This is a genomic window from Desulfocurvibacter africanus subsp. africanus DSM 2603 (assembly GCF_000422545.1).
Taxonomy (GTDB): domain Bacteria; phylum Desulfobacterota; class Desulfovibrionia; order Desulfovibrionales; family Desulfovibrionaceae; genus Desulfocurvibacter; species Desulfocurvibacter africanus.
The window spans coordinates 37,449-52,110 of the sequence record NZ_AULZ01000018.1 but is presented as its reverse complement, the minus strand read 5'-3'; the positions used below and the strand labels follow the sequence as shown (position 1 = coordinate 52,110).

At 57.3% G+C, this 14,662-nt stretch carries 15 protein-coding genes and 1 pseudogene; 9 read left to right on the top strand and 7 right to left on the bottom strand.

The features are described from left to right. Positions 1-112: 112 nt before the first annotated feature. Genes H585_RS0113070 through H585_RS0113060 form a run of 3 tightly spaced genes read right to left on the bottom strand, consistent with a single transcriptional unit; the run spans position 113 to position 3,790 of the window. The gene (locus tag H585_RS0113070; RefSeq protein ID WP_005983913.1) at positions 113-1,447 is read right to left on the bottom strand and encodes a sigma-54-dependent transcriptional regulator; all 1,335 of its coding nucleotides are present in this window, start codon (positions 1,445-1,447) and stop codon (positions 113-115) included. Continuing rightward, positions 1,431-2,648, bottom strand: coding sequence for a two-component system sensor histidine kinase NtrB (locus H585_RS0113065; protein WP_014260860.1), 1,218 nt, complete (start codon positions 2,646-2,648; stop codon positions 1,431-1,433). The genes H585_RS0113070 and H585_RS0113065 overlap by 17 nt, the downstream gene beginning before the upstream one ends. Next, positions 2,648-3,790 carry an iron-containing alcohol dehydrogenase gene (locus H585_RS0113060; protein ID WP_027368150.1) on the bottom strand — a complete coding sequence of 381 codons (1,143 nt, stop codon included), beginning with the start codon at positions 3,788-3,790 and terminating at the stop codon, positions 2,648-2,650. The genes H585_RS0113065 and H585_RS0113060 overlap by 1 nt, the downstream gene beginning before the upstream one ends. A gap of 135 nt (positions 3,791-3,925) precedes the next feature. Here H585_RS0113060 and H585_RS23845 point away from each other — a divergent pair, with 135 nt between their 5' ends. From H585_RS23845 to recR, 4 genes are all read left to right on the top strand, one after another. Then, entirely contained in the window at positions 3,926-4,054 is a 129-nt protein-coding gene (locus tag H585_RS23845; RefSeq protein ID WP_274532707.1) for a hypothetical protein, read from the top strand. Positions 4,055-4,129: 75 nt separating this feature from the next. Then, entirely contained in the window at positions 4,130-5,947 is a 1,818-nt protein-coding gene (dnaX, locus tag H585_RS0113050; RefSeq protein WP_027368149.1) for a DNA polymerase III subunit gamma/tau, read from the top strand. Between the two features lie 30 nt (positions 5,948-5,977). Continuing rightward, positions 5,978-6,289, top strand: coding sequence for a YbaB/EbfC family nucleoid-associated protein (locus H585_RS0113045; RefSeq protein ID WP_005983904.1), 312 nt, complete (start codon positions 5,978-5,980; stop codon positions 6,287-6,289). 4 nt (positions 6,290-6,293) lie between these two features. Continuing rightward, complete coding sequence (gene recR, locus H585_RS0113040; protein ID WP_005983901.1) at positions 6,294-6,902, top strand: recombination mediator RecR; 609 nt, start codon at positions 6,294-6,296, stop codon at positions 6,900-6,902. 327 nt (positions 6,903-7,229) lie between these two features. Here the strand turns inward: recR and H585_RS0113030 are convergent, their stop codons facing one another. After that, on the bottom strand, positions 7,230-7,850 hold the full coding sequence (locus H585_RS0113030; protein WP_237707614.1) for a response regulator: 621 nt from the start codon (positions 7,848-7,850) through the stop codon (positions 7,230-7,232). 1,083 nt (positions 7,851-8,933) lie between these two features. Between H585_RS0113030 and H585_RS23700 the strand changes: the two genes are divergently transcribed. Both H585_RS23700 and H585_RS23695 read left to right on the top strand, forming a co-directional pair. Continuing rightward, positions 8,934-9,080 carry a hypothetical protein gene (locus tag H585_RS23700; protein ID WP_154658855.1) on the top strand — a complete coding sequence of 49 codons (147 nt, stop codon included), beginning with the start codon at positions 8,934-8,936 and terminating at the stop codon, positions 9,078-9,080. Positions 9,081-9,345: 265 nt separating this feature from the next. Further along, a pseudogene (locus H585_RS23695) lies at positions 9,346-9,519 on the top strand (transposase); the annotation flags it as partial. 470 nt (positions 9,520-9,989) lie between these two features. Here H585_RS23695 and H585_RS0113010 read toward each other — a convergent pair. The 3 genes from H585_RS0113010 to crcB form a co-directional block, all read right to left on the bottom strand. Next, positions 9,990-10,190, bottom strand: a complete 201-nt coding sequence (locus H585_RS0113010; protein WP_027368145.1) for a hypothetical protein — start codon at positions 10,188-10,190, stop codon at positions 9,990-9,992. 65 nt (positions 10,191-10,255) lie between these two features. Beyond that, positions 10,256-10,606: a DUF190 domain-containing protein gene (locus H585_RS0113005; protein WP_027368144.1), complete on the bottom strand. Its 351-nt coding sequence runs from the start codon at positions 10,604-10,606 to the stop codon at positions 10,256-10,258. A 141-nt stretch (positions 10,607-10,747) separates the two neighbouring features. Continuing rightward, positions 10,748-11,125, bottom strand: coding sequence for a fluoride efflux transporter CrcB (crcB, locus tag H585_RS0113000; protein WP_005983894.1), 378 nt, complete (start codon positions 11,123-11,125; stop codon positions 10,748-10,750). Between the two features lie 91 nt (positions 11,126-11,216). Between crcB and H585_RS0112995 the strand changes: the two genes are divergently transcribed. The 3 genes from H585_RS0112995 (at position 11,217) to clpA (ending at position 14,653) form a co-directional block, all read left to right on the top strand. Next, the gene (locus H585_RS0112995) at positions 11,217-11,837 is read left to right on the top strand and encodes a class IV adenylate cyclase (RefSeq protein WP_027368143.1); all 621 of its coding nucleotides are present in this window, start codon (positions 11,217-11,219) and stop codon (positions 11,835-11,837) included. A 191-nt stretch (positions 11,838-12,028) separates the two neighbouring features. Then, on the top strand, positions 12,029-12,343 hold the full coding sequence (clpS, locus tag H585_RS0112990) for an ATP-dependent Clp protease adapter ClpS (RefSeq protein ID WP_005983890.1): 315 nt from the start codon (positions 12,029-12,031) through the stop codon (positions 12,341-12,343). Continuing rightward, positions 12,344-14,653: an ATP-dependent Clp protease ATP-binding subunit ClpA gene (gene clpA / locus H585_RS0112985; RefSeq protein WP_027368142.1), complete on the top strand. Its 2,310-nt coding sequence runs from the start codon at positions 12,344-12,346 to the stop codon at positions 14,651-14,653. The last annotated feature ends 9 nt before the right edge of the window (positions 14,654-14,662 follow it).

The window sequence follows — 14,662 nt, the reverse complement described above, 5'->3', positions numbered from 1 at the left end:
GTCTTGGGTCGAAATGACTCACCAAGTGAAAAATGCAGAGTCGGCTCAAGGTTAATCCCCAGAAAGAACATGAGATATGGGCGGGAGCACGGGGCTGAATTCGGGGCGAACGCTACTGGATCTTGTATTTCTCAATTTTACGGTACAGGGTCTTGCGACCGATGCCGAGAACTTCAGCTGTTTTTTGCCTGTTGCCTTCATGGAGCGCCAATACTTTAGAAATATGGTCTCGCTCCATGCTGTCAAGGGAAAGACCCCGCTCGGAGGACGAAGATTCAGCTTCCCCGATCATCTCGGGAGGCAGCGCCTGATCCATTATGACACCATTATCGGACAAGATGATGCTACGCTCGATGACGTTCTTGAGTTCCCTGATATTGCCTGGCCAGTCATAGCGCATGAGGCATTCCAGGGCCCGATCCGTGATGCTGCACCGCTTTTCCCTGCCGAGGCTGCCCAGGAAGTATTCCACCAGCAGCGGAATGTCCTCCGCGCGCTCCCTCAAGGCAGGAACCTTGAAGCTGAACACGTTGATTCTATGGAACAAGGCGTCGTGGAAACGGCCGGCCTCGACTTCCTTGGCCAAGTTGCGGTTAGTGGCGCATATCAGGCGTATGTCAGTCTTGCGCTCCTCCTTTTCACCCACGCGCCGGTAGGCCTTGCTCTCCAGGACCCGCAGCAGGGAAGCCTGAACCTCAAGGGGCAGTTCGCCGATTTCATCAAGGAACAGCGTACCGGAGTGCGCGAAGGTCATGAGCCCATCCCGGTTCTCGGTCGCACCCGTGAACGAACCCCGCAAGTGGCCGAAAAGTTCACTGCGAGCCAAGGTTTTTTCCAGCGTGGCGCAGTTCTTCACGATGAGCGGCTTCTCCGCTCGCGGGCTCAGCGCATGAATCGTGCGTGCGACGACGTCCTTGCCCACGCCTGACTCGCCGGTGATCAGCACAGGCACTTCAGTCGGCGCTACCTTGCGAATGAGGAATCTCACCTGCTCGATGCCGGCGGACCGGCCCACCAGTTGTGGCAGCCTGGTCGACGACTGCGAGTGGCGGAACCCACGGTTCTCCCGCTGCAGACAAGCCCTCTGGTAGGCGCGCTCGATGAGTAACTCGATCTTGTCCAGATGGAAGGGCTTGGTGACATAGTCGTATGCTCCGATCTTCATGGCTTCCACGGCGGTGTCGATATTGCCGTGGCCGGTGATCATGATGATCTCGACATCCGGGAAGCGCTGCTTCCACTCCATCAAAAGTTCGATACCGTCCGCGTCGGGTAGGCGGATGTCCAGGAGAATAACGTCGTACTGGTTTTTCTGCAGCAGAGCGCGGGCCTGGTTGCCGCTCATGGTCGTGTGTATGTTCCGCTCGCTGTTGCTGAGCTCTTTCTTGAACAACTTGAGGATCGACTCCTCGTCGTCCACTACCAGCACATTATAAAGATTCTTCAAGCGCACACTCCTCGGAGAGCGGTAGAACGACCGTGAATGAAGAGCCTTGGCCAGAGTTGCTGCTTACTTGAATGCTGCCGCCATGGTCGTGCACGATGTTGTAGCAGGTCGACAGGCCAATGCCGATGCCCTTGCCCACAGGCTTGGTGGTGAAGAAAGGCTCGAACAGCTTATCCAGGTGCTCCGGAGGAATGCCGCATCCCGTATCCCGTATTTCGAGGCACAAACGGGCGCCTCGTTCGAGAAACGTACGCACCGTGATGCATCCTGAGTCTTTGATGGCATCCAGCGCGTTCGTGAGCAGATTGAGGACAACCTGTTTCAGCTGGGCCTCATTCCCCTTTATTACAGGGAGACTTTCTTCAAGTTCCATTTTGATTTGTATGCCGGAGCGCTTGCTCAGCTCATGCTGGAGGAGCCTCAAAGTATCGCTGACGACGCTGTTCAAGGCGACTAGCGACAAGCTGGCTGGGGCATGCCTGCTGAAGGTAAGCAATGTCTTGACGATATCTCGGCAACGCAGGCACTCTTTTAGAATGGTATCCGTGTATTCTTTGAGATCCCCGTACAACTCGCCATCGATCGTGCGCTCCAACTGTGGAAGGCGGCGCTTGATGCCTTCCGCGAAGCCCACAACGGCCGCAAGGGGGTTGTTGACCTCGTGAGCCACGCCGGCGGCCAGCACTCCGATGGTAGCCATTTTTTCTGCCTGGTAGAATTTGGCCTGGTATTCCTTTTCAAGGGTCACATCCCGCTTGAAGATCAATACCCGATGCTGCGGCCAATCCGGATTTTTGAGTGGGGATGCGACCATGTCGAAGCGCATGTTGCGATCACTTAGCTTGAAAATCGCCGTCGCACGGCAAACGGAGTTCGAGGATAGGGAACGGAACGCGGGGCACTCTGGGCACGGATGATCCTCGCCGCGGAATATTGTGTAGCAGTACTTACCCTCGGGCTCGGGATCAGGAATCATCTCGCGGAAGACATGGTTGACTGAAATGATGCGCAGATCCTCGGACAGGACCATCATCAGGTCGGTGATGCCGTCCAGAATCGCCAGGATTTCCCGTCGTTGATCTTCCAATTCCTGGTTGGAGCGCTTGATCTCCTCGAGCTTATGGCGGAGTTCCTGGAAAAAGCCCAGCTTGCTGTGCTCAATGCCGATAAGGTCCTCAAGGGAAGTCTGCATATTGGGCATTACCAGGCCTCCAGGCATATGCCGAGTAGATCCTTCCAATCGGCGTCACGAGGATTCGTGAGCATGCAGGCGTCCTGAAGCGCCATGCGGCAGATATGCTCAAGCTTGGAATCGTCCGGGGCGATTTCCCGCATGTGCACTGGGACCCCGAACGACTTGAAGAACTCCCCAAGTTGGTCGATGCCCATTGCGGCCAGATCTTGGCGGGAACGGATGCACGGCCCCAGGATGATATTGCCGATCGTAGCCATTTTTTCCAGGCATTCAGGCATGTTGTAACGCATTACGGCTGGCAGGAGAATGGGATGCACCAGGCCGTGCGGAATATCGCTTACTCCGCCGAGCGAATGAGCCAAGGCATGTACGGCGCCGAGGCTGGCGTTGCTGAAGGACATGCCCGCCCAGGTGCTCGCGATGCTCAGTTGCTCCAAGTGATGGACCGAGCGGGTTTCCACCGCCGGCTCCAGGTGCGTGATGATGATCTTGATGGCGTTGAGCGCCTGATTTTCGGTGAAGGGAGACGCAAGCTTGGAAACGTAGGACTCTATGGCGTGGGACAGGGCGTCGATGGCCGAGGAGACCACGAGTTCCGGGGGCTTAGTCAATAGGAGGTCAGGGTCGATGATGGAGATGTTCGGCACAAGCGACCTGCTGATGATGGACATCTTCACCTGGCGCTGCATATCTGTGATGATGCAGAATTGCGATATGTCCGATCCGCTGCCTGCCGTGGAGGGGACGAAGATCATGGGAGGCAGGGGCCTCATGATGCGGTTGGCCCCTTCATAGTCGTCGATGCGTCCGCCATTGCCGGCGATGGTGGCGATTCCCTTGGCCATATCCAGAGGGCTGCCGCCACCCAAGGCGATCACGACGTCGGCTTTTTCTTCCAGATAAATTTCCGCGCCATTATGCACCTGGTAATCGCGCGGATTCTGGCTCACATCGTTGAAATACACCCACTCAAGGCCGTCGTAGGCAAGAATATCAAAAAGCTTTTCGACCCATCCGGCCCGTTCCAGCCCATGGTCGCTGACAACGAGAACCCGTCTCGCCCCGAGGCGTAGGGCGCACTGGGCCACGTGCTTGATGGCCCCATGGCCGAAGATGATCTCGGGGATGGCAAACTTGGAAGTGTCCATGGACCTCCCTGCCTTGACAGCGGTTGTATGATTCCGGGATGCGGCCTTGCACATCAAATAAGCAATCGCGATTACCTTGGCTAGGGGGGTATTCTAAACCAACTCGCAAATATCGGGATTAAGAAGAAATCCGGAGTGCAAGCGGATCCTGGTGAGCCCGCTTGTCCTGTCATATCTACCTTGCGCTCTAGCGAATACTATCTGGCAATGCTTCTGGAGAACACCATGGAGCGCAGCGTGGACGAACTCGGCAAGACCTTGTAGAACATGCGGACGTTTTTCAAGCCTGCCCGGAACTTTCGGGCCGTGCGACGGCTTGGCGGGTAGACCGGAGGGAGCATGAGCAGCGCGCATCTTACAGCAAAATACAGACCCCAATGCTTCGCCGAAGTAGCCGGCCAGGAGGCGCTCAAGGCCGTGCTTTCGCGCGCGGCCAAGGAAGACCGCATCGCACCGGCCTACCTCTTCTCAGGTACGCGCGGCGTGGGCAAGACCACGCTGGCGCGCATTCTGGCCAAAGCGGTCAACTGCGAGCATGCGCCCACGGCCGAGCCATGCAACCAGTGCCGCCATTGCCGGCAGATAACCGCGGGCGCGGCCGTGGACGTGGTGGAGATCGACGCGGCATCCAACCGTGGCATAGACGACGCCCGCCGCCTGAAAGAGGACATCGGTTACGCACCACTGGAGTGCCGCTATAAGGTCTTCATCATCGACGAAGCGCACATGCTGACCAGGGAAGCCTTCAACGCATTGCTCAAGACCCTGGAGGAGCCGCCGGGCCGGGTTACGTTTATCCTGGCCACCACGGAGCCGCACAAATTCCCGGCGACCATCATCAGCCGCTGTCAGCATTATGCCTTCAAACGCCTGGGCCAGGCCGAACTGGAGGCGCATCTCAAGGTCGTGCTCGGCAAGGAGGGCGTTGACTGCGAGGACGCGGCCGTCAGCCTCATCGCCAGGCGCGGCGCGGGCAGCGTGCGCGACTCCATGTCGCTCCTGGGCCAGGCTCTGGCCTTGGGCGGCCGGCAGTTGGTCGCCCAAGAGGTGCGCAGCTTGCTGGGCCTGGCAGGCCAGGATGTCTTCCTGGCCGTGATAGAGGCCATTCATACCGGAGACTGTATCGCCGCAGGCGAGGTCATCCGCCAGGTGCTGGACCAGGGATTGGACCTTGGTTTCTTCCTGCGCGAGCTTTCCTCGGCCTGGCGCAATATGTTTCTGCTCAAGCAAGGCGGCGAACGGGCCTTGCCGCTTATCGACTTGCCCGAGTCCGAGGCCAGGCAGTGGTTGGATTGGGCGGAACGCTTCGATCTGGGCCGCATCCACGCCAGCTGGCAGCTGACCCTGGAAGGGCAGCGTCGCGTTTTGCGCAGTCTGGAGCCGGCTCTAGCCTTGGAGCTTTTGCTGTTTAACTTATGTTCCTTGCCGCAGCTTCTGCGCCTGTCCGCTGCGTGCGCTTCGGGCGGCTCCCAGGCCGGCTCTCCGGCTGCCCCGGGGCGGCCTGGAGGGCAGGGCGGTCAGTCTCGGTCCGCTCCCGCGCAAAGCCGGCAGGGATTCACGTCGTCGGCCAGATCAGGTGTACCCGGCGCATCTGGCGCACGCCAGCCCGGCCCTGCGGTTCAGTCCGCAACGCATGCTGCCAATGGCTTTTCCAATGCGTCGGCGGGCAGCGAAGAGCCCGACGGCAACGAGCCTCCGCCGGCCGAGCCTCCGCCTGGACATGCGCTCGCTGTCGCGTCCCTGGATTCGACCGAGACAGAGACCGAGCCTGCCGCGTCGTTGGCCGGTTCTCCGGGGCCCCGCACGTGGGAAGGCTTCCTGGCCTGGGTGGATGGCCGAGCTAAGGAGACGGGGCAGGCCATTAATGGCGCGCGTATGGTGCCTGGCGAGGTCGAGGGAGACGTGCTGCAATTGTACTGCCGTAATGAAACGCATTGCCGGCTTGTTACTCAGGGGCGGGAGTTTTCCGTATTCAAACGTTATGTCGAGGAGTATTTCGGCCCTGGCATGCGCATCGAGGCTACGGCCAAGCGTGCGGCTCCGCGCAAGAGCCTCAAGGAACTGCGCGAGGAGATCAGGGAGCATCCATTGGTAAAGCAGGTTGTGGAAGAGTTCGACGCGCAGATCGTCGATATCCGCCGGCCCGAAGACCGTTAAGCATACTCATCAAGACCAGGAGGAACACCCATGCGTGGCATGAACGACCTTATGCGCCAAGCGCAGGTCATGCAGAAGAAGATTTTGGAATCCCAGAAGGCCCTGGACCAGAAGCGCGTCGAGGCCACCAGCGGCGGCGGCATGGTCACGGCCGTGGTCACCGGCGGCCTGGAGCTGGTATCTATTAAAATCGACAAGGCTGCCGTAGACCCGAACGACGTGGACATGCTCCAGGACCTCATCCTGGCCGCGATCAACGAAGGCGTGAAGAAGGCCAAGGCCATGAAGGAAGAGGAAATGGCCAAGCTCACGGGCGGCATGAATATTCCGGGGTTGATCTAGACATATGACCAACAAGCTTCCCCGGCCGCTACGCGACGTGGCCGAACAGATGGCGCGCCTGCCTGGCTTCGGGCCCAAATCCGCGTTGCGTGCGGCCCTAGCACTTCTGGGCATGCCCCGAGAGCAGGCCGAGGGCCTGGGGCGGGCCATCCTGACTTTGCGCGAACATCTGTGTTTCTGCTCGCGCTGCAATTCCATCAGCGAGTTCGACCCATGTCCCGTCTGCGCCGATCCGGGCCGCGACTCTGAGCAACTCGTGCTCGTGAGCGATTGGGACAGTCTGCTGGCTTTGGAGGAGGGCGGCTTTTTTCGCGGGCAATACTTTGTTCTTGGCGGGCTGCTGGCTCCGCTGGACAAGGTGAATCCCGAGCAGCTGGCCTTCGACCGCTTGCGCGACCGGCTGGCCGAGAGTGAGGTGCGCGAGCTGATCCTGGCCCTCGGCACGACCATGGACGCCGAGGCCACGGCCTCCTACGTGAAGAACATGGTCGAGCGCGACTTTCCGGAGGTGCGCGTCACACGTCTGGCCCAGGGCATTCCCCTCGGCTCGGAGGTGCGCTTCGTGGACAAGGAAACCCTGCGCCAGTCACTTCTGCACCGGCAGAAGTTGTAACAATTAAGAAGGATATGCCTCCGGCGACTGGGGGGAATTATTCGATTGAATAGTCAATTACTGGGGTAACCCCCGTTTGGATCGGACATCCCCAAGCACGTAGGAGGTAGTGCTGGAGCTATGTCCATGCATGGTGCTAATGGGGTTGCCACGGTAGAGGTGGTGACGACGGTTCAGCGCAGGCGCTGGAGCCTGCAGGACAAGCTGCGGCTTATCGAGGGAAGAAAGGCCGCAAGCGCACCTTACGGCTGGACCTTATTTCGGGGGAACCTCAAATCGCCAGAAGTTTCAACTTTCGACTGGCCCTAATCTAGGGGAAGGTTACAGCTACTCTACCAATCCATTCTGGATTGCGTAATACGTCAATTCAGCATTGTTCTTCATCTTCATTTTTTCAAGGATTCTAGCTCTATAGGTACTAATTGTCTTTACGCTTAGCTTAAGCGTATCAGCAATTTCAGAAACAGTTTTGCCCTGGGCGATCATGCAGAGAACCTGATACTCGCGATCAGAGAGAAATTCATGCGAGCTTTTATGTGAGTCACTGTCAAGATCAAAGGCTAAGCGCTCGGCCAAGGACGAACTGATGTATTTACCTCCCTGGTTAACCTTGCGAATGGCATCGACGAGTTTTTCCGGAGCACTATTTTTGGTCAAATAACCAGCTGCGCCAGCCTTAAGAACTCGGATTGCATACTGCTCTTCGGGATGCATGCTGAGAATAAGGACCGGAAGTTCCGGCTTAAGACTCTTAATTTGCTTGAGTACGTCAAGTCCGCCAATGCCAGGCATCTTGATATCCAAAAGAATGGTATCAGGCTGAAATTTAGGCAGCTTGTCAAGCAAATCGTAGCCAGTGTCCGCCTCTGCAATGACTTGTATATCGTGTGCGCCAGCTAAGATCTGCTTTAAACCCTCACGAACAATGGGGTGATCATCAGCTATCATTATTCGTATCATGATGTAACCCCCAAATGGTTTTCCCCGGACTATTCCTTTTCCAAAAGAGATATGGGAATTCCTGTAGTCTAGAGCATATCCCATTACCTCTATTTCAGCGCTCAACAAGTCCTGGTTCGCAATGGATGGATCACGTTACCCTAATTAGCTGAAAGCTCTTGGGCTTGGTTGCGAATGCTATACCATAAGCACCCAAAGAGAATTGCTCAAACAAATGCATAATAACGCTTTTTAGCGCAACGGGCTAACTCCTCAAGGACCATTGGCCGAGGACCGGGCATCAGCTGCGAAGCAGCAACATACGCCATGATGGGCACACTCATAAAATGCGATATTATCCTACCATGGGTTAATCCAATTTTTATCTTATGCATCAATCGCCTTGAAAGGTCAATTCATTCCTTATTAGTCCCTTGGATTAGATTTCTATACCTTAGCCACACCAGATCACATAAAGTGAACCAATGCCTATTAAGACAAGCTTGTAAATTTAATTAAGAACTTTGGCAGATTATTCTTCAACCTAACAATCTAACCAAAAAGATCTTACTAAATACCATTTTGGCCTCAATGGATTAGGTTGAGTCAGGCACAACCACCCAGCCCAAAAGGGCCAAATGGGTTTTCAAGGCTACCCAATCTCGAAGTTTATGGACGGCTTTCGAGGCCAAATTTTCCATACGGGGATCAATGTGCATAAGCACAGCTACTCCGAGGCCTTACCCGATGCGATGACCCAACCTTGACCTGGATCGCTCCGGCCTAGCCCGTAGACCTTGCTACATCTCTGCAACGACTGGATATCCGCTTGGCAGCTGTCTTCTACGAGGCCGGACCCAGCGGGATATCTGGTCGCGCCCTAGAGCATTTTGCTTTTGAAAATGCTCTGCAAGCCATGCGTCGGCATGGCTTGCCGCTAGCTTCGGCGTAGGCGCAATTCACTTGCGCCGTCAACGCCGGAGCGGGCGTCTTAAAAGCAATCTGCTCTAAGTCGCATTCCTCATCCCGTGACACCTGGCCAAGACCGACCGGCTTTACTGCCGCAAGCTCGCTGAGTACGCCGAGCAGGGCATGCTCGCCTCCATCACCATGCCAGACAAAGAGCAGGAAAACGACAGGACATTTCTGCGCCAGCGCCATGCCTTGGCCGACGACCTGCGGCGCACCAGGCAGTGCATCCGCTCGCCTCTGCTTTGCCTTGGCATCTGGAGCCCCTGAGGCTTGCTTCCTGGGCCGACACGCCTTGGAGGCCCGTGACCGGTCTAGCTCTGCCTGTAACAAGCCGGCTGGCGCTCCAGAGTCTTCTGCATCTGCTTCGCCTGCTGCAGGCGAGATGGTCCTGGTGTCCCGTCAACTCCAGGAGATTACCCAATGGAATGAACACGCGCAGGCTATTGCATATCTATCTGAGGAGCGTGCCGGGTGTTAGCCTGATCGTTGCCGCGACTTTTCGCCAGGAGCTTTCCGGCCTGAGCGAAGCGCTCAGGCCGGGGAGGTCGCTTCCTACCTTGGCCTTGCGCCCGTTGTCCGCCAAAACGGCGAGAGCAAGGCCAAAGGCGGCTCCAACCAGCGGCCAGAGCGGCTTCACAGCCTAATCATCGAGGCGGCCTTAAGTCTTTTGAGCCAGGGACCCGGGAGCGGCAGCGCTTTACAATAAGCTTCTGGCCAGAAGCGGCCTGGGTCAAGGCCATTGTGCCCTTGACGCGCAGGCGGGCGGTGATTCTGTTTCGTATCTGCCTTTAGTTGCGTCCCTACCGACCAATGGCTACTGCTGCTTAAGGGTCACCAAGAGGCTGCGAAAGAGCAAAGAACGCAGGAAGTCGCAAACAGCCTCTGCCGCCTGGGCGGCACTGTCTAAATGGCGACAAACCTGTAGTACCAAAGGTACTTAGCGTACAAGGCGCGAATAGGGAAGGGCAAAGTACTTTTTCATGGTTTGACCTGGGGTCACATAGTTGAAAAATGTCCCGGCGCCTGTTTGCAGGCCGCAAACAAGGGGCGCGGGAAGGAGAAGGGGAAGATCTGGTTCGACCTTGACCAGATTGCGTGCCGTGGCCAAGGCATAAGTTGCGAACGAGGACTGGCCGAAGAAATGGACACGCACACCGCAGGCCGTGGGCTGGGCACTCACGCGTCTTCATGGCTCAGCACCACCGATTCCGCTGCTCCGTATTCCCAAAAATAGATATCCGTATGGCAAACGCCGCTGGCCACCAGTCGCACCAGCACTTCGTCTTCCCGAGGACCCTCCATTTCAAGTCGCTCAAGGCGTTGTGGGCGGCCTGGGCGGCGCAGCACGGCAGCTATGATCGATCGTTTAGGAGACATGTCCTTCTCCTTTGCTGGAGCCTTCGGCGGCGTTAAACAGCCTGGGCGGAATTTCTTAGCGCATCCTACGGCTTGCCGCCCGCTCCCGAGTGCCGGTAGAAGATGACCGTAACCGGCTCCATGGTTACCAGCCCTTCGCCTACGACTTCATCAACATAGGGGAGAAAGCGTTCGATCTTATCCTGCGCATCTACGATCTCCACCACCAGCGGTAGATCCTCCGAGAGCATAAGGATTTTGGAGGTCTTGATGCGGCTGTTCGCGCCGAACCCTGATAGTCCTCGCAGCACGGTGGCGCCGGCCAAGCCTTGTCGGCGTGCTTGTTCGACGATGATCTCGAACAGGGGCCTGCCGCCATGGCGGTAGTCTTCCCCGATGTAGATGCGCAGCCTCATGGCTTGTTGCGGTATGTTCATGTCAGCCTCCACACTCTAAAGCATTTTGCATTTCAGACGCTCCCTTCGGCGTTGACGGCGGAATTACATTCCGCCTACGCCTGCGGGGCGGCAAGCCATGCCGACGCATGGCTTGCAGAGCATTTTCAAAAGCAAAATGCTCTAAAAGCGCAGCTTGGCTGCGGCTATGCCCAGGGTCAAGGCAAACAGACCGAGCAGCGTCTGTCCGCCGATATTGAGAAGAGCATACATCCATTGTCCGTGCTTAAGCAGGGCCGAGCTTTCGAACATAAAGGTCGAGAACGTGGTGAACGCGCCCATGAAGCCGGTCAGAAGCACTATGCGCACCTCGCTGCCCATGGGCAGTCGGTCTTCACACAGGGTCCAGACCAGCCCGAACAAGAAACTCCCCAGCACATTGACTGCAAAGGTGCCGGTGGGGAATCCTTGGCCGGACAAGCGCTGCACGGCCTGAGCCAGACCGTAGCGCGCCAGTGTCCCGGCAGCGCCGGCCATGGCCATGAGGACGAGCTTGTGCACCAGACCCTCCTTGTCTTTTCGTATGTCAGTAGCTACTATAACAACGGGAAAATCAAAACCTTTTATCTACTTGGCATGGTTGTATATCCACATGGCTCTAGAGACGGAACTCAAATTCTGCAAGCCGGATTTCGGAAGGGTTCACGAGAACTTGTCGCGCCTAGGGGCCGATTTCCAATTCAGGGCCCTTGAGCGCAACCTGGTCCTGGATGATGTCGATTCATCCCTGCGCCATCGGGGAATGCTGCTTAGGCTACGCCAAGTTGATCATCGCTTCGTGTTGACCTTCAAGCGGCCCCCAACTGGCCAGGCAGGCAAGTCCTCAGATGCGCCTTGCGGGGCAACAGTTGCGAAAGTTCTTGAAGAGATCGAGACCAGCGTGACCGACTTCCAGGCCATGCAGTGCATCTTGGAAGCCTTGGGCTACAGGCCGGCTTTCACCTATGAGAAGGTGCGGGAAAAGTGGCTTTTGGATAATGCCGTGATCTGCCTTGATCGTTTGCCCTTTGGCCGGTTTGTAGAGATAGAGGCAGAAGAGCCTGAAATTCTCCGCCTGGCGGCTGACTTGGGCCTGGATGCGGGTTGCGCCACGTCCGAGAATTACCACGAACTCAACCGATGCCACAGACAGGCCGCGGGTCTTCCGCCCGAGGACAGCTTCGTCTTTTCCTCCGAGGAGAGGGCGCGCATGGCGGTATCGCCGGAAATCTAACTGATCTATTTCGAGCCCGTTTAAAGATCGCCATTTTCCGTTTCGCTCTTTACCGACCCTCGAGGTCAGGGTATACACGGTATTGGTCCCAGAACCTCGGGGAAGCGCGGTCCCCCTCTCGACAGGGAGGGAGCGGAGACTTAGATTGGGCTCAATTGGCATAAACCCGTTAAACCAGACCGGCGAGTACAATGGCCAAGCCCTTTACCCGTGAGAACACTGAGTTCGAGACCAATATCAAGGAAGAGGTTAGGGAGCCTCGTCGGTACAAAGTGCTCCTGCACAACGACGATTATACGACCATGGAGTTCGTCGTCTTCGTGCTCAAGGTCATCTTCAATAAAAATGAGGCCGAAGCCACGCATATCATGCTTATGGTGCATGAGAAGGGGATTGGCGTCTGCGGGGTCTATACGACCGAAATAGCCGAAACCAAGGTGGCTTTGGTGCACAAGACGGCCCGCAAAGAGGGTTACCCCCTCAAATGTACCATGGAAGAGGTTTAAATGCTTAGCAAAAGATTAGAAACGGTTTTGACGGATGCGGTCAAGGAAGTCAAACGCCGTAATCACGAATTCCTGACGTTGGAGCACCTCCTCTACGCCATCGTCCGGGAGGAGAGCGGCAAGAGCATCCTGGAGAGCTGCGGGGCCGACCTGATGCGCTTGCGTAACCAGCTTGAAAGGTACTTCATAGACCATCTCGAGGTCATGCCCGAGCCCATGTCTACCGAGGTCGTGCAGACCTTGAGCGTGCAACGCGTGCTCCAGCGCGCCATAATGCACATGCAGTCCGCGGGCAAGGATCAGGTCGAAGTGGGCGACGTGTTGGCTTCCTTGTTCGATGAAGAGGATTCCTATGCGGTCTACTTCCTCAAATCCCAAGGCATCAGCCGTTTGGATATCCTGGAAGTCATCGCGCACCCCTCCAATCAGCCGGAACCCGGCAAGTCCTGCTCGGGTGGCGAATGCGGAGGAGCCAAGAAGGAGTCCTTGTTGGACCAGTTCACCGTGAACCTGGTGCAGAAGGCTCGCGAAGGTCTCATCGACCCTCTCATTGGCCGAAAGGACGAGCTTGAACGCACAATTCAGGTGCTGGCCCGCAGGCGTAAGAACAACCCGCTCTACGTGGGGGATCCAGGCGTGGGCAAGACGGCCATGGCCGAGGGCTTGGCCCTGCGCATTATTCAGCGCGATGTGCCCGAGATGTTTTACGATACCGAGATCTTCGCTCTGGATATGGGCGCGCTGCTCGCGGGGACCAAGTACCGCGGCGACTTCGAAGCCCGGCTCAAGGGTGTGCTCACGGCCCTGGTGGAGCGCAAAAACGCCATCCTGTTCGTGGACGAGATCCACACCATCGTTGGCGCTGGCGCCACCAGCGGCGGCACGCTGGACGCTTCGAACATCCTCAAGCCGCTGCTGGCCTCGGGTGAGATCCGTTGCATCGGCTCCACCACCTTCGAGGAGTACAAGAACCATTTTGAGAAGGATCGCGCCCTGTCCCGGCGCTTCCAGAAAATCGAGATCCAGGAGCCCTCGGTGGAGGACACCGTGGACATCCTCAAAGGCCTCAAGCCCTATTACGAGAAACATCATAAGGTGCATTACACCCTGACGGCCATCAAGGCCGCGGCCGAGCTCTCGGCCAGGTACATCAACGATCGATTCCTGCCCGACAAGGCCATCGATGTCATCGATGAGGCCGGAGCGGTGTTCAAGCTGAGTGGAGCCCGCAAAGACAACGCCATCCGAGTCGGCGACGTGGAGAAAGTCGTTGCCAAGATTGCCCGCGTGCCTTCCCAGCGCGTGACCGCCTCGGACCGCCTGCGGCTCAAGGACTTGGATAACGAGCTCAAAGGGCGCGTCTTTGGTCAGGACCAGGCCGTGGACAGTATCGCCCGCTCCATCAAGCGCTCCCGTGCCGGTTTAGGCAACGAGACGCGGCCTTTGGGCAACTTCCTGCTGATAGGCCCCACGGGCGTGGGCAAGACGGAACTGGCCAAGCAATTGGCCGAGGTCATGGGCGTCAAGTTCCTGCGTTACGACATGAGCGAGTACATGGAAAAGCACGCCGTGGCCCGATTGATCGGCGCGCCTCCTGGCTATGTGGGCTTCGACCAGGGCGGATTGCTCACCGAGGATGTCCGTAAGAATCCGTACAGCGTGCTGCTGCTGGACGAGATCGAGAAGGCTCACCCTGATCTGTTCAATATCCTGTTGCAGATCATGGACTACGCTACGTTGACGGACAATACGGGCCGCAAGGCCGACTTCCGGCATGTGGTCGTGCTCATGACCTCAAATGCCGGCGTGCGCGAAATGGCCGCCACCAGCCTCGGTTTCCTCGGCGGCGAGGAGACCATGAAGGGCAAGGGCGTCAAGGCCGTGGAAAAACTGTTCAGCCCTGAGTTCCGTAACAGGCTGGATGCCATCATCCAGTTCGATACGCTGAAGCAGGAAGTCGTCGAGCAGATCGTGGACAAATTCATCGGTCAGCTCAACGATCAAATCAGGGAAAAGAAGGTCGTGGTCAGGCTAACGGCCAAAGCTCGTAGCGTGCTGGCTACCTGGGGCTATGATCCATCCTTCGGAGCGCGACCACTGGGGCGGGTTATACAGACCAAAGTAAAAGACCGCCTGGCCGACGAGATGCTCTTCGGCGAACTGCAGAAGGGTGGCGAGGTGCTTGTCGATGCGCCCGCAAATCCGAGCCGAAAGGGCAACACCGAGGAGGACCAGCTTTTGTTCTCCATCACGCCACCCGTCATAACCCGGACCAAAGAACTTGAAGAAGAAGAGATGGGGCAGGCCTAGGCCTGCCCC

Bases quoted from the DNA above. Each gene is read 5' to 3' on its own strand.
- H585_RS0113065 (WP_014260860.1), bottom strand. From the start codon at position 2,648: ATGCCCAATATGCAGACTTCCCTTGAGGACCTTATCGGCATTGAGCAC.
- H585_RS0113060 (WP_027368150.1), bottom strand. From the start codon at position 3,790: ATGGACACTTCCAAGTTTGCCATCCCCGAGATCATCTTCGGCCATGGG.
- dnaX (WP_027368149.1), top strand. From the start codon at position 4,130: ATGAGCAGCGCGCATCTTACAGCAAAATACAGACCCCAATGCTTCGCC.
- H585_RS0113045 (WP_005983904.1), top strand. From the start codon at position 5,978: ATGCGTGGCATGAACGACCTTATGCGCCAAGCGCAGGTCATGCAGAAG.
- recR (WP_005983901.1), top strand. From the start codon at position 6,294: ATGACCAACAAGCTTCCCCGGCCGCTACGCGACGTGGCCGAACAGATG.
- H585_RS0113030 (WP_237707614.1), bottom strand. From the start codon at position 7,850: ATGATAGCTGATGATCACCCCATTGTTCGTGAGGGTTTAAAGCAGATC.
- H585_RS23700 (WP_154658855.1), top strand. From the start codon at position 8,934: ATGCTCGCCTCCATCACCATGCCAGACAAAGAGCAGGAAAACGACAGG.
- H585_RS0113010 (WP_027368145.1), bottom strand. From the start codon at position 10,190: ATGTCTCCTAAACGATCGATCATAGCTGCCGTGCTGCGCCGCCCAGGC.
- H585_RS0113005 (WP_027368144.1), bottom strand. From the start codon at position 10,606: ATGAACATACCGCAACAAGCCATGAGGCTGCGCATCTACATCGGGGAA.
- H585_RS0112995 (WP_027368143.1), top strand. From the start codon at position 11,217: ATGGCTCTAGAGACGGAACTCAAATTCTGCAAGCCGGATTTCGGAAGG.
- clpS (WP_005983890.1), top strand. From the start codon at position 12,029: ATGGCCAAGCCCTTTACCCGTGAGAACACTGAGTTCGAGACCAATATC.
- clpA (WP_027368142.1), top strand. From the start codon at position 12,344: ATGCTTAGCAAAAGATTAGAAACGGTTTTGACGGATGCGGTCAAGGAA.